This window comes from Candidatus Regiella endosymbiont of Tuberolachnus salignus, assembly GCF_964020115.1.
In the GTDB taxonomy this organism is placed as follows: domain Bacteria; phylum Pseudomonadota; class Gammaproteobacteria; order Enterobacterales; family Enterobacteriaceae; genus Regiella; species Regiella insecticola.
Map to the genome: position 1 here is coordinate 1,904,334 of NZ_OZ026542.1, position 25,343 is coordinate 1,929,676.

General features: G+C 45.1%; 23 protein-coding genes and 1 pseudogene. 4 read left to right on the top strand and 20 right to left on the bottom strand.

The annotated features are described in order from the left end of the window. Positions 1 to 75: 75 nt before the first annotated feature. The 17 genes and pseudogenes from AACL30_RS09750 to AACL30_RS09830 all read right to left on the bottom strand — a co-directional run bounded on the left by AACL30_RS09750 (position 76) and on the right by AACL30_RS09830 (position 18,236). Positions 76 to 489 carry a hypothetical protein gene (locus AACL30_RS09750; RefSeq protein ID WP_339056511.1) on the bottom strand — a complete coding sequence of 138 codons (414 nt, stop codon included), beginning with the start codon at positions 487 to 489 and terminating at the stop codon, positions 76 to 78. Positions 490 to 642: 153 nt separating this feature from the next. Beyond that, positions 643 to 2,130, bottom strand: coding sequence for an NADH-quinone oxidoreductase subunit NuoN (gene nuoN, locus AACL30_RS09755; protein ID WP_339056512.1), 1,488 nt, complete (start codon positions 2,128 to 2,130; stop codon positions 643 to 645). A gap of 4 nt (positions 2,131 to 2,134) precedes the next feature. Further along, positions 2,135 to 3,676 carry an NADH-quinone oxidoreductase subunit M gene (gene nuoM, locus AACL30_RS09760; protein ID WP_339056513.1) on the bottom strand — a complete coding sequence of 514 codons (1,542 nt, stop codon included), beginning with the start codon at positions 3,674 to 3,676 and terminating at the stop codon, positions 2,135 to 2,137. Positions 3,677 to 3,767: 91 nt separating this feature from the next. Beyond that, positions 3,768 to 5,603, bottom strand: a complete 1,836-nt coding sequence (gene nuoL / locus AACL30_RS09765) for an NADH-quinone oxidoreductase subunit L (RefSeq protein ID WP_339056514.1) — start codon at positions 5,601 to 5,603, stop codon at positions 3,768 to 3,770. Beyond that, entirely contained in the window at positions 5,600 to 5,902 is a 303-nt protein-coding gene (nuoK, locus tag AACL30_RS09770) for an NADH-quinone oxidoreductase subunit NuoK (protein WP_339056515.1), read from the bottom strand. The genes nuoL and nuoK overlap by 4 nt, the downstream gene beginning before the upstream one ends. Then, positions 5,899 to 6,471: an NADH-quinone oxidoreductase subunit J gene (gene nuoJ, locus AACL30_RS09775; RefSeq protein WP_039906949.1), complete on the bottom strand. Its 573-nt coding sequence runs from the start codon at positions 6,469 to 6,471 to the stop codon at positions 5,899 to 5,901. The genes nuoK and nuoJ overlap by 4 nt, the downstream gene beginning before the upstream one ends. A gap of 11 nt (positions 6,472 to 6,482) precedes the next feature. Next, positions 6,483 to 7,025: an NADH-quinone oxidoreductase subunit NuoI gene (nuoI, locus tag AACL30_RS09780; protein WP_339056516.1), complete on the bottom strand. Its 543-nt coding sequence runs from the start codon at positions 7,023 to 7,025 to the stop codon at positions 6,483 to 6,485. A 16-nt stretch (positions 7,026 to 7,041) separates the two neighbouring features. Beyond that, positions 7,042 to 8,016 (bottom strand): NADH-quinone oxidoreductase subunit NuoH, encoded by a 975-nt coding sequence (gene nuoH / locus AACL30_RS09785; RefSeq protein ID WP_339056517.1) that lies wholly within the window; start codon positions 8,014 to 8,016, stop codon positions 7,042 to 7,044. Continuing rightward, positions 8,016 to 10,748: an NADH-quinone oxidoreductase subunit NuoG gene (gene nuoG, locus AACL30_RS09790; RefSeq protein WP_339056518.1), complete on the bottom strand. Its 2,733-nt coding sequence runs from the start codon at positions 10,746 to 10,748 to the stop codon at positions 8,016 to 8,018. The genes nuoH and nuoG overlap by 1 nt, the downstream gene beginning before the upstream one ends. A gap of 10 nt (positions 10,749 to 10,758) precedes the next feature. Next, a complete protein-coding gene (nuoF, locus tag AACL30_RS09795; protein ID WP_339056519.1) occupies positions 10,759 to 12,132 on the bottom strand; it encodes an NADH-quinone oxidoreductase subunit NuoF in 1,374 nt (457 codons plus the stop codon). Then, positions 12,129 to 12,647, bottom strand: a complete 519-nt coding sequence (gene nuoE / locus AACL30_RS09800; RefSeq protein ID WP_339056520.1) for an NADH-quinone oxidoreductase subunit NuoE — start codon at positions 12,645 to 12,647, stop codon at positions 12,129 to 12,131. The genes nuoF and nuoE overlap by 4 nt, the downstream gene beginning before the upstream one ends. A gap of 32 nt (positions 12,648 to 12,679) precedes the next feature. Further along, a complete protein-coding gene (nuoC, locus tag AACL30_RS09805; RefSeq protein WP_339058447.1) occupies positions 12,680 to 14,479 on the bottom strand; it encodes an NADH-quinone oxidoreductase subunit C/D in 1,800 nt (599 codons plus the stop codon). A gap of 12 nt (positions 14,480 to 14,491) precedes the next feature. Then, positions 14,492 to 15,169 (bottom strand): NuoB/complex I 20 kDa subunit family protein, encoded by a 678-nt coding sequence (locus tag AACL30_RS09810; protein ID WP_006704321.1) that lies wholly within the window; start codon positions 15,167 to 15,169, stop codon positions 14,492 to 14,494. Positions 15,170 to 15,181: 12 nt separating this feature from the next. Next, positions 15,182 to 15,622 (bottom strand): NADH-quinone oxidoreductase subunit A, encoded by a 441-nt coding sequence (locus tag AACL30_RS09815; protein ID WP_339056521.1) that lies wholly within the window; start codon positions 15,620 to 15,622, stop codon positions 15,182 to 15,184. 237 nt (positions 15,623 to 15,859) lie between these two features. Beyond that, positions 15,860 to 16,972, bottom strand: coding sequence for a phospholipase (locus tag AACL30_RS09820; RefSeq protein ID WP_339056522.1), 1,113 nt, complete (start codon positions 16,970 to 16,972; stop codon positions 15,860 to 15,862). 347 nt (positions 16,973 to 17,319) lie between these two features. Next, a pseudogene (locus AACL30_RS09825) lies at positions 17,320 to 17,616 on the bottom strand (LysR family transcriptional regulator); the annotation flags it as partial. Positions 17,617 to 17,981: 365 nt separating this feature from the next. Beyond that, positions 17,982 to 18,236: a hypothetical protein gene (locus AACL30_RS09830; protein ID WP_339056523.1), complete on the bottom strand. Its 255-nt coding sequence runs from the start codon at positions 18,234 to 18,236 to the stop codon at positions 17,982 to 17,984. 117 nt (positions 18,237 to 18,353) lie between these two features. On the opposite strand from AACL30_RS09830, the gene recA reads away from it, so the two are divergent. The 4 genes from recA (at position 18,354) to yjgA (ending at position 23,016) form a co-directional block, all read left to right on the top strand. Continuing rightward, entirely contained in the window at positions 18,354 to 19,442 is a 1,089-nt protein-coding gene (gene recA / locus AACL30_RS09835) for a recombinase RecA (protein WP_339056524.1), read from the top strand. Positions 19,443 to 19,483: 41 nt separating this feature from the next. Beyond that, positions 19,484 to 19,636: a hypothetical protein gene (locus AACL30_RS09840; protein ID WP_339056525.1), complete on the top strand. Its 153-nt coding sequence runs from the start codon at positions 19,484 to 19,486 to the stop codon at positions 19,634 to 19,636. A 43-nt stretch (positions 19,637 to 19,679) separates the two neighbouring features. Beyond that, entirely contained in the window at positions 19,680 to 22,331 is a 2,652-nt protein-coding gene (gene alaS / locus AACL30_RS09845; RefSeq protein ID WP_339056526.1) for an alanine--tRNA ligase, read from the top strand. 160 nt (positions 22,332 to 22,491) lie between these two features. After that, complete coding sequence (gene yjgA, locus AACL30_RS09850) at positions 22,492 to 23,016, top strand: ribosome biogenesis factor YjgA (RefSeq protein ID WP_339056527.1); 525 nt, start codon at positions 22,492 to 22,494, stop codon at positions 23,014 to 23,016. A 48-nt stretch (positions 23,017 to 23,064) separates the two neighbouring features. Here yjgA and AACL30_RS09855 read toward each other — a convergent pair whose 3' ends face one another. Genes AACL30_RS09855 through tldD form a run of 3 tightly spaced genes read right to left on the bottom strand, consistent with a single transcriptional unit; the run spans position 23,065 to position 25,331 of the window. After that, complete coding sequence (locus AACL30_RS09855) at positions 23,065 to 23,337, bottom strand: barstar family protein (protein WP_339058448.1); 273 nt, start codon at positions 23,335 to 23,337, stop codon at positions 23,065 to 23,067. A gap of 2 nt (positions 23,338 to 23,339) precedes the next feature. Next, complete coding sequence (locus AACL30_RS09860) at positions 23,340 to 23,822, bottom strand: ribonuclease (RefSeq protein ID WP_339056528.1); 483 nt, start codon at positions 23,820 to 23,822, stop codon at positions 23,340 to 23,342. A 60-nt stretch (positions 23,823 to 23,882) separates the two neighbouring features. Beyond that, positions 23,883 to 25,331, bottom strand: a complete 1,449-nt coding sequence (gene tldD / locus AACL30_RS09865) for a metalloprotease TldD (protein WP_339058449.1) — start codon at positions 25,329 to 25,331, stop codon at positions 23,883 to 23,885. Positions 25,332 to 25,343: the final 12 nt, after the last annotated feature.

Sequence of the window (25,343 nt, forward strand, 5' to 3'; positions counted from 1 at the left end):
GCTGACTGTTTAAACTGAGTTCGTTATGTTAAGAAAAAGCAAGATTTGCGTCACCTAATAGATTTCGAATAGGCTTTAGATACCCAGCAAACGGGCGATCTGTTCTTTAAAGATTAATCCCAGCGCCGCCGCGACGATAAACCATTGTACACGATCGAATTTGGATTCTAATTTATCAAAACGTTTATCCACTTGCTCAAAGCGCTTATCAACTTGCTCAAATCGCTTGTCTACCTGCTCAAAACGCATATCCACTTGTTCAAAGCGGACATCCATATCTTTGCGCACACTGGCTATCTGAGCATCGGTTTTTTCGAAGCCCGCATCCATATCCTTACGCAAATCATCCAGATCACGTTTAGTGGCCACATCAGAAGCCGCGTGAGATTCAAGTACCGCGTCGGAAAAGGCTTCTGCCTGTTCGACAGGGATGCCCTTAGCGGTGAGGATTTTTACAAATTTTAACGTGTCAAATACTGCCTGTGCCATCGAAGTGCTCCTTCACTTTCACTAAAATTGAAAAATTTCTTAAAGATACTCCATTCTTTCTCTATAAACAACTCTCACCCATGCACCTAGAGAGCTGGCAGCCAACAACGCGGCAGCTTCAAAGTCGATGGGTATATAACGGCTGGCAAACCATCACAGCATCGGCTGGGCAAATTGAATTAATGACATTAACGGTTGGGGATAAATACCAAAGAACAGCACTAATAGCGTGCAAATTAACACCACCATACCGGCGGCAGTGAGAGCCCAATGATGAGGGATGTGGCGGGGGAATTTTTGCGAGGGACTGAGAAACAAGCTGACGGTGACACGTAGGTAATAATATAAGCCTATGGCGCTCCCTAATACCACCGCACCAGTTAGCCACCCTAGCTGTGCGCTGACACCTAAGGTGATCAGCAAAAATTTACCAATAAAACCTAAGGTAAGTGGGATGCCGGCGAGTGATAGCATCATCACCGTCATCACCGCAGCCAGGATCGGTTTGTGCCAAAATAAACCACGGTAGACAAATAATGATTCGGCATCCGCCCCTTGGTATGGACTAGACATCAGGCTGATGACACCAAATGCACCTAGGCTACTCAGTAAGTACCCTGTCAGGTAAATGCCAACGATACTCGATGAAGGTTCGGGGTTCACCAGCATTAATGTGATCAGCAGGTATCCTAAATGGGCGATTGAAGAATAACCCAGTAGCCGTTTGATATTGCTTTGCGTGAGCGCCATCAAATTGCCAAATAAAATTGAACCCATCGCCATAATCGATAACAGAATATCCATCACTTCATCATGCGTGGCGGAAGAATAAAGAAATAAACGCATGACGACTGCAAAGAGGGCAATTTTACTCGCCGTCGCTAAAAACGCGACTACCGGGGCAGGCGCGCCCTGATAAATATCTGGTGTCCAAAGCTGAAAGGGAACCAACGATAATTTAAAACATAAACCCACCAGCATCATGCCCAATCCCGCCAAGATCAGCGGTCGATGCACAGTACTCTCATTTAGGCTATTGCCCAATTCGCTAAAAGATAAGCTGCCCGATTCGGCGTATAACAGCGCCATACCAAATAACAGAAACGACGACGCAGCCGCCGATAGCAACATATATTTGATGCTTGCTTCTAATGCGCGAGGTTGGCGATAAGCGTAACCAATGAGACCAAACAGCGGCAAAGAAATCAGTTCAATTCCCAAAAATAACGAAGCCAAATGATGTGCACTGACCAGCAATATACCGCCCAAGGTGGCAATCAATAGTAGTAAATAAAATTCTTCGCGATTATCCGGGTACCCCACTAGCCAAGGATAAGCAAAAATAGTGGTAGCAAGACTCGCTATTAGCACCAGTCCGGTATAAAACATCGAATAACCATCGAAGCGTACTAATGCCGTCACATCCTGTGGCAAGTATTGCAAAATCCCCATTTGCCAAGCAAAGCAGAGCGAAATCAGCGCGGCAGTCAGCCCTATCACGGTTAGCGTAGCGTTAATAAAATGATGACGGCGCCAGGCAATAGAGAGCATAAGCACTACCGTCATTAAACCAATAATTAACAGCGGTAACATTGAGATCAGCGATAGTGTTACGGTCGATAGCTCAAAAGTGGTTGTCATGGCATCACAGCCCTGTGGTTAAAATGGATGAGGCAGCAAACCGTTGTTGGATTTTTGTCATCACAGCATCAAAGGTATCGAGGATCGGCTGTGGATAAATTCCGAGCAATATTAACAGCGTAACCAATAATAAGATGATTGATAATTCTCGCATCGTCATGCTCGGCAAAGCGTGTGGTGATTTCGCCTCGCCATAATAGGCGCGCTGGATCATCACCAGAGAATAAACACTGGCAAATACCAAGCCAAAAGTGGCTATCACCGTGATCAAGGGCGCTACTTGGAAACTGCCGCATAAAATCATAAATTCACCAACAAAGTTACCCGTCCCCGGTATACCGAGGGTTGCCATGGCAAAAAACAGTGATAAAGCCGGTAGATATTGAATGCGTGACCATAATCCGCCCATTTGACGTATATCACGTGTATGCAAACGCTCATACAATTGACCGCAAAGGATAAACAGCCCCGCCGCCGATAAACCATGCGCAATCATTTGGATCACAGCCCCTTGGTATGCCAATTGACTGCCGCTATAAATGGCAATTAAGACAAACCCCATATGCGACACACTGGTGTAGGCAATAAGGCGTTTAATATCTGTTTGACAAAATGCCAGCCAAGCGCCGTAAAAAATACCGATGACACCGAATCCCATCGCTATGGGGGCAAAATCATGAGAAGCCTGCGGGAATAAGGGTAGACCGAAGCGCAATAAACCATAAGCCGCCGTTTTGAGTAAGATCCCCGCCAAATCGACAGAGCCTGCTGTCGGTGCCTGGCTGTGTGCATCCGGCAACCAACCGTGTAACGGTACCACTGGCATTTTTACCGCAAAAGCGATAAAAAATCCTAACATCAGTAGGTATTCAATCTGCGGCGACATCGGTGTTTGTAGTAGCAAATTATAATTAAACGTCCACAGCTCAGTGGTTTGGTAATGCACCAGCACCAAACCAATAATGGCAATCAGCATGATCAAGCCGCTGGCTTGGGTATAAATAAAAAATTTCGTCGCGGTGGTGATCCTGCTCTGGCCACTCGATGCTTTATGCCCCCATAACGCGATCAGGAAATACATCGGCACCAACATCATTTCCCAAAAAAGAAAAAACAAGAAGAGATCCATCGCCAGGAAAACACCGATAACAGCGCCAAGGATCCACAATAAATTGAGATGGAAAAAACCGAGATTGCGCTGAATTTCACACCAAGAGCAAAGGATCGCTAGCAGACCCAGCAGACAGGTTAGCATCACCATTAACCATGACAGGCCATCAAGCGCTAAATGAAACTCAATGCCAAAACTCAGGATCCAGGGCAGGGTAAATTCTGCTTGCCATTGGGGTATGTCTGCTGTATCAGTCAGCCCCTCAGTGAGGGCTGATATTGCCGTAGGCTGTAAAAATAAATAGACCGTCAGTGCTAATGTCAGCCCCATGGCGAACAACGCTATCCAGCGCGGCGCTTTAGTCCCGAAGCGTTCACACTGCCAGCAGAGCAGACCGCCAATAAAGGGAATAAGAATTAGCCAAGGTAGTAACATAGCACTTTGTGTCCCTTATATGGTTTTATACCCTTCGCCTTTGAAGCCGCCTTACCGTAACTCGAAATTCATTGGGTATACAGGATATCGGTTAAACAAATAGCAGTACCAACAATACAGTGACTGCCCCCAACCCCATCGATGCCGCATACCAACGCACACTGCCATTTTCACTGATAGACAAAGCACGATTGGCAAAAAGCGCCAGCAACACAGGAAAATTCATCAATGAATTGAGCGGATCACTTTGTAAAACTTTAGCAATCCACAGATAAGGCTTAACAAAGAGTCTATCGTACAGCCAATCGAATCCCCACGCATGGAGCCACCATGAGGTAAAAAATTTTCCTATTCTGCTAGATGCAGCCCTATTCACAAACCGCCTTTTACCCAAATACAGCGCTGCGGCCAATAAAACACCCATAATCACCAATGTTCCAGAGAATATCTCTAACAAGGTTTTATCTGTTTTAAAAAAATGAGAAAAGTACCCTTCTGGCCACACACCAATAAAAGTAGAAAAAATCATTAACATCACCAAAGGTAAACTGTGGCTGATACCCGTTACCCGTTTTGGCTGAGTGTTAATATCACCATGAAAAACAATAAAAATCATTCTGAAGGTATAAAGTGCAGTGAGAAATGCCCCGAATAGCCCCATGATCACCAAGGTGATATGCCCTCGCTCCCACGCATGCCACAAAATATCATCTTTACTGTGAAAACCGGGAGTAAAGGGCAATGCCGCCAGTGAAGCCCCTCCGATTAAAAAACAGAGATACACCAGCGGAATTTTTTTACCTAATCCGCCCATTTTGAATATATTTTGCTGATGATGACAGGCCTGGATCACTGATCCCGCCGCCAAAAACAGCAAGGCTTTAAAAAAGGCATGGATAACCAGATGATGTATTGCTGCATCCCAAGCTTGGATCCCCAATGCGAGGAACATATAACCAATCTGACTCATGGTAGAGTAGGCCAGTACCCGTTTGATATCGGTTTGTACCAAGGCGGCAAAACCCGCCAGCAGCAAAGTGATAGCCCCAACCATTCCCACCAGCTGTAACACTTCCGGCGCCATGAGAAATAAGCCCTGAGTACGAACAATCAGATAGACCCCGGCAGTGACCATGGTTGCGGCATGAATTAATGCAGAAACCGGGGTTGGACCCGCCATCGCATCCGCCAGCCAGGTTTGTAACGGCAATTGCGCCGATTTACCCACTGCGCCAACCAGCAGCATCAGTGTCACCCAGCTGATGACATTCGAACCTATTGCCCATTTTTCGGGCGCTAACCGCATTAATTCATCAATATTCAAGGTACCCAATGCTTGATATAGGATGAATAACGCCACCGCCAAAAACACATCACCAATACGGGTAACGATAAAGGCTTTCATTGCCGCAGCGCCGTTAGCCGAATGGCGGTAATAGAAACCAATTAATAAATAGCTGCATAACCCTACACCTTCCCAACCGAGGTAAAGTAATAATAAATTATCCGCCAACACTAAAATGACCATGCTGGCGATAAACAGGTTGGTATAAGCGAAAAAGCGCGAATAACCTTCTTCCGTGCGCATATACCAAGAGGCGTATAAATGGATAAAAAATCCCACGACAGTGACGACAAGTAGCATGGCTAAGGATAATTTATCTAATGTTAGCGTCACTGGAATACTGAAATCACCGACCGATATCCAATGCCATAATGTTTGATGAAAGACGGGGAACGCCTTTTCTGGTTGGCTAAGTGGTTGGTTCAAGAAATCGACGGCAACATAAAGCGTGACCAACGCGGTTAAACCTATCATTCCCACACCAATAAGCGCGGAGATCTTTTCCGAAAAACGTCCGGCAGAAAATGACAATAATAAAAAGCTAAGCAAAGGGAGAAGAACAATTAAAAATAAAAGATTCATCCACGCATCTCACTGAGAGAATCGATATTTAGAGTATGATGACGACGGTAAAGCTGTAGCAATAATGCCAGGCCAATACTGGCTTCCGCCGCCGCCAGACTGATAGCTAAAATATACATCACTTGACCGTCTGCTTGCTGCCAATAGCTGCCCGCTACCACAAACGCCAAAGCCGCGGCATTGATCATGATTTCCAAACTGATCAGCATAAATAAAAGGTTACGGCGTATGAGCAAACCGGTTAGTCCGAGCACAAACAATATCGCCGCCAAAATCAAGCCGTGTTGTAGTGGGATCATGGTTGTTTTTCCATCGTTATACCCTTCGCCTTTGAAGCCGCCGTGTTGCTGGCTGCGGGTATACAGCAATTATTTTTACCCCCGCGATCTTCACGGCCAAGATGAAAGGCTACTACCAGACCTGCCAATAACAACATGGACGCTAATTCCACAGCCAATACATAAGGGCCGAACAAACTGATCCCTACCTGTTTGGCATCAACCATAGTACCCCTTATCTCAGCTGTGACACTGCCGAGCGCCATCATCAGCACCACCAGCAACGTCAATGACAATAAACCAGGGCCGATCCACACACTGGGTTTTAGCCATGCCTTTTCTTGCTGCTGGATGCTATCACCCAAATTCAGCATCATCACTACAAAAACAAACAGCACCATAATCGCCCCGGCGTAAACAATAATTTCCAACGCCCCGGCGAAATAAGCACCGAGTGAAAAAAATACCGCGGCGATCGCTAACAGAGAAACCACTAAATACAGCAAAGCATGAATGGGATTGTGGTGAGAGATCACCCGCAGTGTTGCCAACACCGCGATCACAGCGGCAGTATAGAAGACAAATTCCATCAAAAATATCCTTAAGGCATCAGACTTTTAACATCAATCGGCTTGGCTTCATGCTCGGCCTCTCCTTTTTGCTTCCCTTCAATTGACATCCCTGCCATGCGGTAAAAATTGTATTCTGGATATTTACCTGATCCTGAGATCAACAAATCTTCTTTTTCATAAACTAAATCTTGGCGTTTAAATTCCCCCATTTCAAAATCCGGAGTCAACTGGATAGCTAGCGTCGGGCAGGCTTCTTCACACAAACCGCAAAAAATGCAACGAGAGAAATTAATACGAAAAAATTCTGGGTACCAACGACCGTCTTTGGTTTCCGCTTTTTGCAACGAGATACAGTCCACCGGACAGACCGCCGCGCATAAATTACAGGCAACGCAACGTTCCTGGCCATCAGGATCCCGTGTTAATACAATTCGACCGCGATACCTCGGCGGCAGATAAACCGGCTCTTCTGGGTACATTTTCGTTTCACGCGGATGAAAAGCATGCAACGCCATTAGCCACAGGCTACGTATCTGAGTGCCAAAACCGATTATTAATTCTTTTAATGTCATGGTGATCACTCTTTATTTAAGTGTTACACAAAATAACCGCAGCGGTGGCCAGCAAATTGAGTAAAGTCAATGGCAAGCAAACTTTCCAGCCGAATGACATCATCTGATCATAACGTGGGCGTGGTAGCGCGGCGCGGATCAGAATAAACATCACCATAAAAAAAGCGGTTTTCAGGGCAAACCAGACAAAAGGCGGTAAAAATGCGCCTTGCCAGCCGCCAAAAAATAACGTCACGATCAACGCCGAAACCGTCACAATAGCAATATATTCACCGACAAAAAATAAACCAAATTTCATCCCCGAATATTCAATGTGATAGCCATCAGCCAGTTCTTGCTCTGCTTCCGGTTGATCAAAGGGATGACGATGACAAACCGCTACCCCAGCAATGGCAAAAGTGATAAAACCAAAAAATTGCGGGATGATGTTCCAAACCTGCTGCTGTTGATTGACAATATCTTGCATATTAAAAGAGCCGGTTTGTGCCACCACGCCCATTAATGATAAGCCGATAAATACTTCATAGCTCAGCGTTTGTGCGCAAGCACGCATCGCACCCAATAAAGAATATTTGTTATTACTCGCCCAACCCGCAAACAGCACGGCGTACACCGCCAAACCGGCCATCATCAAAAAAAATAAAATGCCAATATTCAGATCCGCCACCACCCAAGTTGGGCTAATGGGGACAATAGCAAACGCCAACAGTAACGAAGTAAAGGCGATCATCGGTGCCAGGGTAAAAAAGAATCGATCAGCGAAATGGGGCACCCAGTCTTCTTTAAAAAACATTTTGATCATGTCAGCCAGCAGCTGTAAGAATCCGCCCCACCCCACCCGATTTGGCCCATAACGATTTTGAAACAGCGCTAACAAGCGACGCTCGCCAAAGCTCATAAAAGCACCGCAGATCACAATCACCAATAAGATCACCCATGCTTTTAAGATAGAGCATAAAATTTCACTCAAGTCAGGAGAGAGCCAACTCATTATGGCGTCTCCTGCAAATGATAAATGCGTTCGCCAAGCAAAATCGGCGGGATCCCCGGTAGACCCAGCGGCAAACCCACTTGCCCAGGCGCTAAGGTTGCACTGCAACGCAGCGGCAGACGTAGCCTTTGGCCGGCACAGATAAATTCAATCACCGCGCCTAGGGTTAACCCCAGTTGCGTTGCATCGTCAGTATTGAGTATTAAATAAGGCATCGGCATGCGTTGCTGGATCACCTCTGCCCGTTGTGACATTTCTTCACTGCCGAATAGATGATAATAAGGCGCGACAATCCAATGATGGCTTTCCGAGTGAAAAGCAGCAGGCACCTGATCAAAATAAGCCAAGTTGCTTACGGCAGCGTCGATCAAACGCACGCCCGGATCACCAAAGCGCAATGCGCCCCCCACTTCGGCCTGAAATTTATTCCAGGCTTGAGGTGAGTTCCAACCCGGCGCCCAAGCGAAGGGAATTTGCTGCCGATCGGCACAGGGGCTGTTGTTGCCTTCCATGGAAAAAGCAAAGGGGCTATCGAGATCCTGTGGCTGACGCGGCTCATGCACGTTGATATCGGCACGCATTGCGGTGCGACCACTGTAACGCTGTGGAGAACGCGCTAATTTTTGGCCGTCAATGCGGAAAGTCGCATCAGGGGCAGCAGCAAGGATACCTTGCAATGATGGCAAAGCGGTGGCGCAAGCTTGAATGACATCATCAAGTTGTGCCCAGTGAATCGGATGGCAGTGATAGCTCGCGGCTAATGAATGCAGCCAACGCCAACTGGCTTGCATGAACCTTTTATTATCTGCGGTATCATAATAAGTCGGATCATAAACTTGAAAAAAGCGCTGCGCCCGCCCTTCCTGATTGACTAAAGTACCGTCACTTTCGGCAAAACTCGTCGCGGGGAGGATCACATCAGCGCGATCCATAATGGCAGTGTGTTGGTGATCTAACACCACCACATTTTTTACTGCTGCTAAAGCGGTATTCACTTTATCGGCCACAGCATGACGATAGAGATCATTTTCCAACACGATCAGGGTATCTGCCATTTCAGCGTTGAGCTGATCTAACGCCTGATCCAAGCAGCCGCCGCCCATCATGGCTAAACCCAAGCTGTTCGCGGCCGAGGCAACAAAACTGATGCCCACTTCACTCCCGCGACTTTGCAATGCCTTGGCGACGTTAGCCGCCGCGGCAATGATCGCTTCACTGCCAGCGCTACTGCCGCTAATGATCAGCGGTTTTTGCGCGCCCGCCAGCGCTTGCACGATGATATCCACTTTAATTTGTAAATTATCGGCAAGATCACTGACTGCCGGGGCTAAGGGATCTAATCCCTGTGCGATGGCAAAACCTAAGCGCGCCTGTTCACACACCGGCGCGCGGTAATTCCAGGCGGCAATATCATCCAAACGAGTATCATCAACGTTAGTGATAAATAAAGGATGTTTAGCATGCTGGCCAATGTTTAATACCGCGGCAATTTGCCAATCGGCTACTTTTTGTGCCGCAGCCATCTCACGGGCTTTGCCTTTCACCGCTTGACGAACCGCCAACGCAATACGGGCAGCGGTTTGCGTCAGATCTTCACCCAATACCAGTACCGCATCGTAACTTTCCATTTCACGCAATGAGGGCGTGTGGATCCCCCCTTCGCGAAGTACTTTCAACATCAGTTGCAAACAGTTTTGCTCACCCTGCGCTATGCCGCTATAGAAATTTTCCGCGCCCACCAATTCACGTAACGCGAAGTTATTTTCTAAACTCGCCCGGGCGGAGCCGATGCCAATTATTTTTTTCGCTTGGCGCAGCAGATCGGCGGTTTGTTGTATCGCTTGATCAGCATCCAGCCTGATCCAATCATTACCCTGCCTTTGTTGCGGCTGACGTGGACGATTTTTTAAATTGACGTAACCGTAGCCAAAACGCCCCCGATCACAGATAAAATAATGGTTGATGCTGCCGTTGTAGCGGTTTTCAATGCGACGCAACTCGCCATAACGTTCACCAGGGCTGATATTACAACCGACACTGCATTGCTGGCAGATACTCGGCGCAAATTGCATATCCCATTTACGGTTATAACGTTCGGAATGCGTTTTATCCGTGAAAACACCGGTGGGGCAGATTTCGACTAAATTGCCAGAGAATTCGCTTTCCAAAGTACCGCTTTCAGGGCGACCGAAATAGACATTATCATGAGTGCCATACACCCCAAAATCAGTACCATCGGCATAATCGTTGTAATAACGTACACAGCGATAGCAGGCAATACAGCGGTTCATTTCATGGGCGATAAAAGGACCCAGCTGCTGGTTTTCATGGGTGCGTTTGGTAAAGCGGTATCGCCTCGCGTTGTGTCCGGTCATCACTGTCATATCTTGCAGATGGCAATTCCCCCCTTCTTCACATACGGGACAGTCGTGTGGATGATTGGTCATTAACCATTCCACCACGCTAGCGCGAAATTCTTTGGCTTCATCGTCATCGATAGAAATAAAGCTGCCGTCACTCGCCGGCGTCATGCAAGACATCACCAAACGCCCGCGCGTATCTTCTGAATTTTGATACTGTTTCACCGCACATTGACGGCAAGCACCCACGCTGCCTAGCGCCGGATGCCAGCAAAAATACGGAATATCTAGCCCAAGAGAAAGGCAAGCCTGCAACAGGTTGTTAGCCCCGTTGACATGATATTTTTTTCCGTCTACATGTATCGTCGCCATATCTATTTTCTTACTCTACCCAGCGCTCATTCAACAAATTGGCCTGAATACCCTTTATCGATGCAGCATTCCCCCTATTAATAATGTCAAAGTGCCCCTGATATTTTGACGCTATGCCAGCGGCAAATTCATCACGAAAATATTTAATCGCACTTTGCAGCGGTTCAACTGCCCCAGGGGCATGCGCGCAAAAGGTTTTTCCTGGCCCGAGTAAACGACACAATTGCTCTAAAGTTTCGATATCACCCGGCTGCCCTTCGCCACGCTCCAACGCTTGCAAGATCTTAACGCTCCACGGCAAACCATCACGACAGGGAGTGCACCAGCCGCAAGATTCACGCGCAAAAAATTCTTCTAGATTACGTGTCAAGGAAACCATATTGATTTGATGATCCACTGCCATCGCCAACGCCGTACCTAAACGGCTACCGGCTTTGCCAATATGTTCAAAATCCATCGGCAGATCGAGATGATCGGCGGTCAAAAAATCCGTCCCCGCCCCGCCCGGTTGCCAGGCTTTCAATTTCAACCCATCACACATCCCGCCCGCATAATCTTCCAAAATTTCACGGGCGGTGATGCCAAAAGGCAATTCCCATACGCCCGGATTTTTCACCCGACCAGAGAACCCCATCAGTTTCGTCCCCGCATCATTACTTTTTCCTGCGGTGATCCCCTGATACCAGTCAACACCCTGTTCAAGGATAGCAGGTACGTTACAAAGCGTTTCTACGTTATTGACGCAAGTCGGCCTGCCCCACACCCCTGAAGACGCCGGAAAGGGCGGTTTAGCACGTGGGTTGGCGCGACGGCCTTCTAACGAGTTAATCAGCGCGGTTTCTTCACCACAGATATAACGCCCCGCACCGGTATGCACAAACAGCTCAAAATCAAAACCACTGCCAAGAATATTTTTACCCAATAATCCCGCGCCCTTGGCTTCACTAATCGCTTGACGCAAGCGTACCGCGGCTTCAATGTATTCGCCGCGCAGGAAGATATAACCACGATAAGCTTTGAGGGCAAACGCACTGATTAACATACCTTCTATCAGTAAATGAGGCAGTTGCTCCATTAATAAGCGGTCTTTGTAAGTGCCCGGCTCCATTTCATCGGCATTACACAGCAGGTAGCGAATGTTGATGCTGTCATCTTTAGGCATCAAGCTCCATTTTAAACCGGTAGGGAATCCTGCGCCGCCACGCCCTTTTAAACCGGCATTTTTCACCACATCAACCACCTCTGACGGTGCCATGCTGGTTAAAGCAATTTTAGCGCCTTGATAACCATTTTTATTACGGTATTCCTCTAACCACAGCGGTTGTTTGTCGGCACGCAAACGCCAGGTTAACGGATGAGTGGCCGCGGTTAAATGAGGATTCATGGATATCGCTCCAATAACGGTTCGATGTCTTCAGGTTTGAGATAACTGTGCGTATCTTCATCAATCATCATCGTCGGCCCTTTATCACAATTACCTAAACAGCAAGTGGGCAACAGAGTGAATCTGCCATCGGTCGTCGTTTGACCGGGCTTAATGCTGAGTTTTTTTTCAAGCGCCGCTTGGATCTCCTGATAACCGGTGATATAGCACACTACGCTGTCGCAATAACGGATCACATGACGACCAACGGGACGGCGGAAAATCTGACTGTAAAAAGTCGCGACCCCTTCCACATCACTAGCCGGAATAGCCAATATTTCAGCAATGGCATAAATAGCCCCATCCGGCACCCACCCACGTTTTTTTTGCACGATTTTTAACGCTTCGATGGTGGCCGCGCGCGCATCCTCATAATGCTGTTTTTCTTGCTCAATAGCGGCCTGTTCTTCTGCACTCAGCACAAAATCGGATGGGGTAATAGCCATCCCCTCGAGATGATTTTTTTGATCATTCATCATTAAACCTTTTTTGAAACCGTAGCGAGTGATTAGCGATCCACATCAGACATAACAAAATCAATACTGCCCAAATAAACAATCAGATCAGAAACCAAGCTGCCACGGATCACCGAAGGGATCTGCTGCAAATGAGCAAAACTCGGCGTACGAACCCGCGTGCGATAGCTCATGGTGCCGCCATCACTGGTTAAGTAGTAACTATTAATTCCCTTGGTCGCTTCAATCATTTGAAAAGATTCGTTAGCCGGCATCACTGGCCCCCAAGAAACCTGTAAAAAGTGAGTAATCAGCGTTTCAATATGTTGTAACGTACGCTCTTTCGGCGGTGGCGTGGTCAGCGGGTGATCGGCCTTAAAAGAACCTTCTGGCATATTTTTATAACATTGTTGCAAAATACGCAGACTTTGGCGGATCTCTTCAACTTTGAGCATCACTCGAGTATAGCAGTCACTATTGCCATCGCCGATCGGGACATCAAAATCAAAGTTTTCATAACCAGAATAGGGGCGCCATTTACGTACATCAAATGGAATACCCGTCGCTCGCAGAGCCGCGCCAGTCACTCCCCATTCCAAAGCCGCCGAGGCATCATAAGAAGCCACACCGATAGAACGCCCTTTTAGAATGCTATTTTTCAGGGCGATTTTTACATAGGAATCAAGGCGTTTTGGCATCCAATGAAGAAAATCATGCAGTAAATGCTGCCAACCGCGCGGCAAGTCATGGGCGACACCGCCAATGCGAAACCACGCCGGATGCATACGAAAACCGGTGATCGCCTCAACCAAATCATAGATTTTTTGTCGATCAGTAAAAGCCAAAAATACTGGACTCATCGCCCCCACATCTTGAATAAAGGTGCTGATATACAATAAATGGCTGTTGATGCGGAACAGCTCCGATAACATCACGCGAATAACCTTCACACGATCCGGCACCACAATACCGGCCAATTTTTCAACAGCCAGCACGTAAGGCATTTCGTTAACACAACCCCCTAAATATTCAATGCGGTCTGTGTAAGGAATATAGCTATGCCAAGACTGGCGTTCGCCCATTTTTTCGGCACCACGATGATGGTAGCCAATATCCGGTACACAATCGATAATCTCCTCTCCATCCAGTTGTAAAATAATGCGAAAAGCGCCATGAGACGAAGGATGATTGGGCCCCAGATTGAGAAACATAAAATCTTCATTTTCGCGCCCTCGTTTCATGCCCCAGTCTTCCGGTTTAAAAGTCAGCGACTCCATCTCCAGATCTTGTTTTTGTTTGGTGAGGATAAAGGGATCGAACTCAGTGGCGCGCGCAGGATAGTCTTTACGCAGCGGGTGCCCCTGCCAACTCTGCGGCATCATGATACGTGTTAAATGAGGATGGCCTTCAAAGGTAATACCAAACATTTCCCAGGTTTCACGTTCATACCAGTTAGCATTAGGAAAAATTTGCTGAACGCTAGGGAGTTGTAATGCTTTTTCAGATAATGCCACTTTCAGCATGATATCGCGATTACGTTCAATCGAGAGCAAATGGTAAAAAACTGAAAAATCCGCCGCAGGCAAATCCTGACGATAAGTACGTTGACGTTCATCAACACCATGTAAATCAAACAACATCACATAGGGTTGCGGTTGTTTTTTTAACCACAACATCACATCAAGTAATTTTTCTTTTTTTATCCACAATACTGGCATGCCAGTACGTGTTGCCTGCAACACAAAAGCTTCAGCGCCGAAAAAGAGTGATAAAAGTTCAATGATCGGATCATCGCTATGATCAGAGGTAGGATATGTTGGTTGGGCACTGCCGGACGCCGTCGGCTCTGTCATCATGGCTAAACTCTAAATGTCATCAGGCGTACGCAAATGCGTCACCGCAATACGTTCGGCTCGTTTACGCTCTCTTTCTGACGGCATGTTGGCGCGATAGACCCCTTGATCGCCAACAGTCCAAGAAAGCGGACGGCGTTCTTTATCAATAGATTTTTGTAACAATAGCAAGGCTTGCATATAGGCTTCTGGACGGGGAGGACAACCTGGAATATAAACATCAACCGGCAGGAATTTATCCACCCCTTGCACTACTGAATAAATGTCATACATGCCCCCCGAGTTGGCACAGGCTCCCATTGAAATCACCCATTTCGGCTCAAGCATCTGTTCATATAAGCGCTGAATAACCGGTGCCATTTTGGTAAAACAGGTTCCTGCTACCACCATAAAATCAGCTTGGCGCGGCGAGGCACGCAGCACTTCAGCGCCGAAGCGCGCCACATCATGCACCGCAGTGAAAGAGGTCACCATTTCAACATAACAACAAGAAAGGCCAAAATTATACGGCCACAGGGAATTTTTTCGCCCCCAATTCACCATATCATGCAACGCATTTTCCAGTTTCCCCATATAAACACTACGGTGAACATGCTGTTCAAGCGGATCACCACTGACCGTTTCCTGCGATTGCAGAGGATAACGGTCATTTTCACCGCTCGGCTCTGCCCGTGTAAGCGTATAGTCCATATTAATACCTCGTTACTGTCTCTGTTTCGAATAGGCTTTCGTGATCACGCTTGGTTTTACTTGACGACCAGATCGCGGCGGCGTCCAATTTAAAGCACCAATACGGACTAAATAAACCAACCCCGCCAACAACACGAAAATAAAAATACTGGCTTCGATAAAACCCAGCCAGCCATTTTCACGAATAGAAACAGACCATGCGTATAAATATAGTGCTTCAACATCAAAGATAACAAAAAACATCGCGACTAAATAAAATTTAGCCGACAATCTCATCTGTGCCGAGCCAACAGAATCAATACCTGACTCGTAAGGAATATGCTTAGCACGGGCGAGCGCTTTGCCACCGAGAAAAAAAGCCGCCAATAGCATAAAACCACACAGACCTATCGCACTAATAATAAAAACAGCAAATGCCCAATGGTGGGCGATTATTTCCGTTGTTGTCGACATAGTTTCACATGACTCAATCTGCTTATACCCTTCGCCCTTGAAGTTGCCGCTAGGCGGTCAGAGAGTGAGACCGATGAGTGTGGGCATACCATGAGGGCGAAGGGTATAAAACGCGCCGCCAGGAGAGGCTCCAAGAAACTAACATGATAGCCCATTAGATGATTTTTACCAGGAAGGGGAGTTTTCAGTGTTGTAATTATGCCCAATGAATTTCGAATTACAGCAAGGCGGCCAATATTAACTCGCCATAAGTAATTCACTTATTTTTGGCACAAATTGTCTGTTATGGAAATTGCATAATGCGCTGTATGTTTTATATGAAGACAGCTCATCAATACCGATAAAATCCATTGATATTATCCCCGGATTAAAATTATTTTCTTTTACTAGTTTAGAAAATGCAGTGGCCACTTTTGCATGAAGGCTTTTCGCTAATGCTTCCAGTCCCATTAATGCCTTAGGGTTTGAAAAAATAGCCGCTGAAGGGGGTAAAAATGCGGGAAGATTTGTTTGTGATACCAGAATTTCTTCTTTATCACTTTTTAAGCTTTTTTCTAAATGCTTCACTAATTGTTCGGCACTGGGCGTTTTACCCCAACCCCCTCGGGTAGTTGCTTTATAATCCCAAATTTCTTCATTATTCTGAGGCACTGTACCGGCATGATTTGCTAGTATTGCAATATTATTTTTTTCCTTAAGCGTCTGATCTAGAGTCAGATCCCCTAACCTATCATTCTCATTGGTTTTTTTGATCAAGCGAGCCCTATAATCAGATGATACTTCATCGATAAAATTCTTAACCGTGGTTTCATTGTCAGTCGCGAATCGACCCTTTGTATCAAAATGAAATTTAAATATAAACATATTTTCGGGATGCTCAGCGGCATATTTAAAAAGGGCTTTCACTTCCGGTATAGCCTCATTGGGGCTATTAAATCCTCCGAATGCCGCTCCTCTTTCTCCATGATAAAATTTCCAAACCCCCTCATCGTTTCTTCTCACTCGCAGATCGAAATATTGAGCGCCTTGCTCTGCTTGTTGGATTAAATTAATTTTTTGGCATCTACTGATTCCTGTTAAATTTTCCATTGCATAAGTTCCCGAATCATGCGTACCCAACATGGCAATGTTATTTATTGGTGTTGTTCCACACATTTGAGCATTAGTAATAGCTTCAATTCTATTTGCTTTTAGTTCTTTTCCGCTCAGCATCGTTTCTGGTGTGTTGTCACAGTGAGTCAAATGATTGACGAAACCTGGTTTGGAAAAATTTCCTTCAGGTTGATTTAAAATATTTTGAGTAAGAATACTTTTTCTTGAAGAATCATTAACTAAATTAAAACCCGTCATATTATAAATTCTTTTGAGAACCCTCTAGTCTGGAGCTGTTTAAAAAGAAATTTTTTCACAGCGATAAATGAAGAGAGGGATATTAGTTAAAAAAGAATGGAATAATCCTGATGAAAATATGATGAATAATAGGGTTATAGCCAAATCAGTTTAATTTGATTCAGCTATATCACTCACAAATGTGATAATAATGTTTTTCAAAATCGGCAAATCATTTTTATCATTACTGTCATTTATCAAAAATAACAGTAATTGACCAAATTAACGCTTAGGCATTATCAGTGTAAATACTACCAAGGAGATAATTTCGTCGATTTACAACTGACAATGTGTTGCGCGATACCAAAACCAGTGAACTGATTGAAAATCAGAGTTTGACAGGCTTCATCATTAAAATCTAAAATTTTTCTGGCATAACGAAGCAACTGGAAGCCGTATTCGGTCAGCAGTTTATTGCGGCCATGACGAATAAATAATTCTTTACCAACCAATTGTTCTAAACGTTGCATTTGTTGACTTACCGCAGACTGAGTTCGACAAATTGTCTCAGCAGCAGCAGAAAAAGTTTTTCTATCCGCCACAGTGACAAAAGTTCTAAGTAGCTCAAGATCGAGATTTATTATGGGGCGATTTGAATTTATCATAACCTATTTTTTCACTTTATAATTTTATTTAAAGGTTATCTTAGCCTTCAGCTAAAATATAATGACAGGGCGGGCATCGAAAAAAAGACACTTTGTATCATGTTATTCATTCTATTCTTATAAAGAATGATTATTATCTATTTTTACTTATAAAAACAAGAGAATATAAAAATTTTTAATATTTAAAAATAAATAATTACCCGTTATTGTAACTTGTTATTCTAATGTTTTATTTATAATGCACACTGAAAAACTTAATTATTAAATATAAAAAATATTTTTCCTTCTTGGTAAGAAAATGACAGATACTTATAAATAAAACTAATAACATAAATAAGTAAAATAAATGAAGCAATTATTTAATATCACTCAAACGCATTATCCCCTTCGTCTTTGAAATTGCCTTCGGCTGCCAGGACGACCGACCGATGAGCGTGGACATACCCTGAAGGCGAGCACCCGCAGCCAGCATTCCTACCTAGAGGCGCTTCTAGAGCACTTTTATACCCTTCGCCTTTCAAGTTACGGCTTTGTTGTCTGCGGGTGCTCGCCGAATCACGTAGTCTATCTACGCTCATCGGTCGGTCGCCCTGGCCGCCTTGCCGTAACTCGAAATTCATTGGGTATATTTGTGAAAAATCTCGCATCTTTTGTTCAAATTACGGCAGAACGAACAAAGAGTGTTATTATCAAGCACACAAAAAACAATTTTAATCCATCCTTCTAACGAGGTAAAAATGGTCACTACTGATGAAAACAAAAAAAAGGCGTTAGCAGCAGCACTCACACAAATTGAAAAACAATTTGGTAAAGGCTCCATCATGCGTTTGGGTGAAGATCGCTCGATGGATGTTGAAACTATCTCCACCGGATCATTGTCACTGGATATCGCATTAGGGGCCGGTGGTTTGCCGATGGGGCGTATCGTTGAGATCTACGGCCCAGAGTCATCAGGTAAAACAACACTCACCTTGCAAGTTATCGCAGCAGCTCAACGTGCAGGTAAAACCTGTGCATTTATTGATGCAGAACATGCGCTCGATCCGATCTATGCGCAAAAATTAGGCGTAAAAATTGATGATTTATTATGCTCTCAGCCAGACACCGGTGAACAAGCGTTGGAAATTTGTGATGCGCTGACCCGTTCAGGGGCGGTTGATGTCATCATTGTTGATTCAGTTGCCGCCTTAACACCGAAAGCGGAAATCGAAGGTGAAATTGGCGATTCTCATATGGGTCTGGCCGCGCGCATGATGAGTCAAGCCATGCGTAAATTAGCTGGAAACTTGAAAAACGCCAATACGTTGCTGATTTTTATCAATCAGATCCGGATGAAAATTGGGGTGATGTTTGGTAATCCCGAAACAACGACAGGAGGAAATGCGCTAAAATTTTATGCGTCGGTACGTTTGGATATCCGGCGAATTGGCTCGATAAAAAACGGTGAGGAAGTTATCGGTAGTGACACGCGCGTCAAGGTGGTGAAAAATAAAATCGCAGCACCCTTTAAACAGGCTGAATTTCAAATTCATTATGGTGAAGGGATTAACCTCAATGGTGAATTAATTGATCTGGGCGTAAAACATAAACTCATCGAAAAAGCCGGGGCTTGGTACAGTTATAAAGGCAATAAAATTGGCCAAGGTAAAGCTAATGCAAGTCAATATTTAAAAGAAAATGAAGCAATCAAATCTGAATTAGATAAAACATTACGTGACATGTTGCTAGGAGGTGGATCTAATGCAACCGATGCTGATACAGCACATCCAGCGGTAACAGAAAGCTTCATCGCAGAAAAAAACAATGAAACCAGTGAAGAGTTTTAACCTCATCTTAAGTGAAAATACCACTAATATACCCTTCATCTTTGAAGTTGCCTTCGGCTGCCAGGGCGGGCGATGAGCGTAGACAACTACGTGATTCGGCGAGCACCCGCAGCCAACGCCGCCGTAACTTGAAAGGCGAAGGGTATATCACGCCGAGATGTAAACAATGCTCTCATAGCATAGATAGGTATTGAATTTGCCTAAACAGTGTTTTTATCGCTTTATTCCAGGAAAATTATGAGTAAGAGTACCGCTGAGATCCGTCAAATGTTTCTCGATTTCTTCCATAGTAAAGGACACCAGGTCGTAGCAAGCAGCTCGTTGGTTCCTCACAATGATCCTACCCTGTTATTTACCAACGCGGGTATGAATCAATTTAAAAACGTTTTTTTGGGTTTAGAACAAATTGACTCTGTCCGCGCCACCAGCTCTCAGCGTTGTATCCGTGCCGGAGGTAAACATAATGATCTCGAAAATGTAGGTTATACCGCGCGTCATCACACCTTTTTCGAAATGCTAGGTAACTTCAGTTTTGGTGATTATTTTAAATCTGAAGCCATTCATTTTGCTTGGGAACTATTAACCAGTGAACAGTACTTTCATTTACCCAAAGATAAACTTTGGATAACCGTATATAAAACTGATGATAAAACTTATCGTATCTGGGCTGACGAAGTGGGTATCCCCGCCGAAAGAATTATTCGGATTGGGGATAACAAAGGAGGGGCATTTGCCTCAGATAACTTTTGGCAAATGGGAGACACCGGCCCTTGCGGTCCTTGCACTGAAATTTTCTACGATCATGGTGATCACCTTTGGGGAGGTCCCCCCGGCAGCCCTGAAGAAGAGGGTGACCGCTATATCGAAATTTGGAATATCGTGTTTATGCAATTTAATCGTCAGCTCGATGGGACGATGCTAGCGTTACCCCAGCCCTCAGTAGATACCGGTATGGGGCTAGAACGTATTGCGGCGGTATTGCAACAGGTTAACTCCAACTATGAAATTGATTTATTCCGTGATTTGATTAAAGCCATCGCCGAAATTACCGCTGTTAGCGATTTATCCAACCAATCTTTACGGGTGATTGCGGATCATATTCGTTCCTGTGCTTTTTTAATTGCTGATGGGGTGATGCCGTCAAACGAAAATCGGGGCTATGTTTTACGACGCATCATCCGTAGAGCCATTCGCCATGGCCATATGTTGGGCATAAAAAGCGTTTTTTTCTACAAACTGGTGGCGCCATTAATTTCCGTGATGGGATCAGCGGCAGAAGCATTGAAACAGCAGCAATCATTGATTGAACAATGGCTAAAAACCGAAGAAGAGCAGTTCGCTCGCACTTTAGAGCGTGGTCTGGCCTTATTAGATGAAGAACTCAGCAAAATAACTGGGGATACGCTGGCGGGTGAAACGGCTTTCCGTTTATATGACACCTATGGTTTTCCGCTCGATCTTACCGCAGATGTCTGTCGTGAGCGTCACCTAAAGGTTGATGAAGCGGGTTTTGAACGGGCGATGGCAGCACAACGTCTTCGCGCACGGGATTCGAACGTTTTTGCCACTGATTATAATAATTTGATAAAAGTAGAGGGGAAAAGCGAATTTTCTGGCTATGAACACCAACATCTACAGCAGCAGGCTCTCATCATTGCGCTAATTCATAATGGCAAAGCAGTGGATGAAATTCATTTCAGTGACAAAGCTGCTCCTGACGAAGAAATTTTAGTGATTTTGGATAAAACGCCCTTTTATGCTGAATCCGGCGGACAAGTGGGTGACAGCGGTAAATTAGTGAATGATAGCGCGCATTTTACCGTGCGAGATACGCAAAAACATGGCGCCACTATCGCCCATGTAGGGCAGCTCACGACAGGCTGTTTACGAATCGGAGAGAATATTAATGCCGCTGTTGATGCTGAGCGACGTCATCGTATTCGCTTAAATCATTCAGCAACACATTTGTTGCATGCCGCCTTGCGTCAAACCTTGGGTCAGCATGTTGCTCAAAAAGGCTCTCTAGTCAATGACCACTACTTGCGCTTCGATTTTTCTCATTCTCAGGCGATGACGAAAGCGCAAATTCAGCAAGTTGAACTTCAAGTGAATGCTGAAATTCGCGCTAATCTGCCTATCGAAACAAAAATTATGGCGTTAGAAGAGGCTAAAAAAACAGGGGCGATGGCATTTTTCGGTGAAAAATACAGCGATAAGGTGCGGGTGCTCACCATGGGAACTTTTTCTATTGAGCTTTGCGGGGGAACCCATACTAACCGTACCGGTGATATCGGTTTATTCCGTATTACTGCTGAATCAGCGACGGCGGCGGGGATTCGTCGTATCGAAGCAGTAACCGGTGAAGCGGCAATGACATTGTTACATCAGGAAAGTCATTTATTACATAAGATCTCGTATCAACTAAAAGGCGATAGCAGTAATCTGCTTGATAAAATTAGTAAAATACAGGAGCACAATAAAAATTTAGAGCAGGAATTACAACAGCTTAAAGCGCAACAAGCTAAGCAGAAAAGTATCTCCTTATCCGATAGTGCACAACAGATAAAAGGAGGCAAACTCCTGGTAAAACAGGTGGATAATATTGCGCCAGAAATGCTGAAAACCCTTATCGATTCACTAAAACAAGAATTAAAGTCAGCCATTATTGTTTTGGCGACGAAGCAAGATAATAAAGTTAATGTGATCGTCGGAGTGACTAAAAATCTCACTGATAAAATCAAGGCGGGTGAATTGGTCACTGATCTTGCCAAGCAATTGGGGGGTAAAGGCGGTGGACGAGCAGAGATGGCGATGGGCGGAGGAACGAATGTAGCGACGCTCCCAGCGGCATTAGCTAGCGTGCGAGCGTGGGTGGATGCGCGATTATAGATACAGCCTTGGCCTTTCAAGCCACCGCGTTGTTGGCTGCGGGTGTTCGCCTAGCGGCAACTTGAAAGGCCAAGGGAGTAAACCTCTTTCGAAACCTACTGCATAACGCAGAATTCACGCCACGCAGTAGGTTATTAGTGAGCAGTGAGGAATTTGACACATGAAGCGACAAAAAAATAACGATAACAATGATGATGATGAAATTATTTGGGTAAGTAAAAGCGAAATAAAACGCGATGCCGAAGCACTGAAAGATCTCGGTAGTGAATTAGTTAACCTCAGTAAAAATGTATTGGAACGTATTCCATTAGACGAAGAACTGCTGGCCGCTATCCAATTAGCCCAAAAGATTGATAAAGGCGCGCACCGACGCCAAATTCAACTTATTGGTAAATTATTACGGAAGCGTGAGATAGAGCCCATTCAGACCGCGTTGGATAAAATAAAAAACCGCCACAATCAACAAGTTTTTCTGTTCCATAAACTAGAAACACTGCGTGATGATTTAATTCATAAAGGGGACGAAGCTATGCCTAGCGTATTAGCACTTTATCCTGAAATTGATCGTCAGCAATTACGCAACCTCATCCGCAATGCGCAAAAAGAAAAGACAACCAACAAACCAGCAAAATCATCCCAACACATTTTTCAATGCCTACGTGAGCAAGCAGAAAAAAATCAATAGACCCCTAGGTGCTTAGCGCTGAGCTAAGAGGAGACGGCGCGAGTTTCGCTAAGCCGTCATGCTAAAGCGCAAGCGTCCTGACAACTCTTGTTCTGCTTCAGAAAATACTCGCGCAAGATCAATAAAATGCCGTGCTCTATCTCGATTGAAATGAATAAATTCAATTTTTACCGGTAAACTAATGCCACCGCCGGTCAACATATCCCACAATGCATCCAAATTAGCGCCAAAATCGTCATCCAGTGCAAACTGGCGAATAAACTCAACATAAAAGGTCGCGACATCGGGAATATGGTCAAAATCAAATATCACTTTCATTATTTTCATTGATCGATTGACTCCAACAAAACGAAGTTTTTGTAATGATTCTGGGTGAGATAAATCAAACCATCGTTAGAATATAACAACCGTTCGCTTCCCCGATGACCACATTTATAATTCACATCTGCTTCATGCCAAATACGCCCGCGTGCCTCAGGGAGCTGCCGTTCACGGTTAGAAAAAAGATCACCACCAATGGCTTTACCCGGCAGTATCTGGCACAAGTTTCCTTTGCGTGCATCCCAACCTAGCTCGCGCGCTTGTTTCTTCGTGATATAAAAATGAGGTAAACGATGATGTTGCTTTAAATAATTGGCTATGCGTCTATCTTCCGTCAATTGTTCGATAGAGACAGGGTGCGCAGAAATTTTTACTGCTGAGCTAGGATCCTCTGGAGCGATCTGGTCTGTTTTTGACACTATCATTACAACAGCCACTACGGATAACATTATCATCAGTAAAATAGACCAGAATTTTTTATTCATCTCCCTTTCCTTAATATGTACCCTTCGGCCGCCGTAGAAAGACGAAGGGTACATGCTGATTTAAGCGGTGCCACCGACTGTCAAATTATCCAGTTTCAGCGTAGGCTGCCCGACACCTACAGGTACGCTTTGCCCGTCTTTGCCACAAACACCAATACCTTTATCGAAGGCCAAGTCATTACCAACCATTGAAATTTGCTGCATAGCTTCAATGCCGGAACCAATCAAAGTCGCGCCTTTCACTGCCTGAGTCTTTTTACCGTTTTCAATTAAATACGCTTCTGAGGTTGAAAAGACAAATTTGCCTGAGGTGATATCTACCTGCCCACCCGAGAAATTCGGGGCATACAGGCCATATTCTACACTCTCAATGATTTCTTCCGGCGTTGATCGTCCCGCTAACATATAGGTATTCGTCATACGAGGCATCGGCAAATGAGCATAAGACTCCCGACGACCATTACCTGTTGCTGCCATCCCCATTAACCGTGCATTCAGTTTATCTTGCATGTAACCTTTTAAAATGCCGTTTTCAATCAAAATATTATACTGACCTGGCACCCCTTCATCATCAATGGCCAGTGAACCACGAAGGTTCGACAAGGTACCATCGTCAACCACAGTACAGAGTTCAGAAGTAACCATTTTTTCTATTTTTCCACTAAATACAGAACTGCCTCGGCGATTAAAATCGCCTTCCAAACCGTGACCTACTGCTTCATGTAGCAATACCCCTGGCCAACCAGCACCTAACACCACTGGCATGGTACCAGCAGGAGCAGCGATAGCATCAAGATTAACCAAGGCGATTCGAACGGCTTCTTTAGCAAAAGTATCAACTCGCTCTTCACCATCAACAGATTCAAAAAAATAATCATAACTACAACGTCCACCCCCACCACAACTACCCCGTTCACGCTTACCGTTGGCATCTTCTACCAAAACATTCACGGATAAACGAACCAACGGACGTACATCAGCCGCCAGGGTGCCATCAGTGGCGGCGACTAAAATCAATTCATAAACACCGGTTAAGCTAGCGGTCACTTCTTTTACCCGCTTATCTACAGCACGCGCCACCCTATCGACCCGATGCAACAACTCAATTTTTTTTTCACGATCATAATTTGTTAATGGATCTAACGACGAATAACGGCTGGGATAAGAAACTTCACGCAACAGGGGTATTTGACTTGTCCCATTTTCTTTAACGATGCTACGAGCCGCTTGTGCACTTTGTTGTAATGCCTTTAAGGTAATTTGGTCTGCATAAGCAAATCCGGTTTTTTCACCGCTGATCGCGCGCACCCCAACGCCTTGGTCAATATGATAAGAGCCTTCTTTAATCAAGCTGTCTTCCAATACCCAAGCTTCATGATAGCTGGATTGAAAATAAAGATCGGCGTAATCAAGAGCGCGTTCTGTCAACTGGCTTAATACTGAAAACAGATCCTGATGGGTCAGCGTATTAGGAGTAAGTAGCTGATCGCTGACAGAAGTAAGACTCATATTTTTATCACT